Raw genomic sequence first — 421 nt, 5'->3', positions numbered from 1 at the left:
TTTCAATATAATTTAAAATGGTGTTGTAGGCTTTTTGGTCAATTACAGGCCCAATAAAGTGGTTCTCTTCTCCATTGCCGATACTGAACTCCTTCGTTAACTCGATCACTTTCTCCACCAACTCGTCATATACACTTTCCACAATAATGGCTCTGGAACCCGCCGAACATTTCTGCCCTTGAAAGCTGAAGGCCGAGGAGACAATCGATTTAGCCGCTGCTTCCAGATCAGCCGTTTCATCTACTACAATCCCATCTTTTCCGCCCATTTCCGCATTCACCCGTTTAATCCACTTTTGACCCTTAGCTGTTTTGCCCGCAAGTTTCAATATAATTTAAAATGGTGTTGTAGGCTTTTTGGTCAATTACAGGCCCAATAAAGTGGTTCTCTTCTCCATTGCCGATACTGAACTCCTTCGTTA

The 421-nt window shown here is 42.8% G+C and carries 1 protein-coding gene; it reads right to left on the bottom strand.

The window, feature by feature from the left end; translation table 11 throughout:
• A partial coding sequence (locus tag CK486_RS17750) for an aldehyde dehydrogenase family protein (RefSeq protein WP_218192116.1) occupies window positions 1-280 on the bottom strand: 280 nt, incomplete at its 3' end.
• Window positions 281-421: the final 141 nt, after the last annotated feature.

Source organism: Pseudomonas sp. HAR-UPW-AIA-41, from assembly GCF_002304225.1.
In the GTDB taxonomy this organism is placed as follows: domain Bacteria; phylum Pseudomonadota; class Gammaproteobacteria; order Pseudomonadales; family Pseudomonadaceae; genus Aquipseudomonas.
This window is presented reverse-complemented; position numbering and strand designations above follow the sequence as displayed.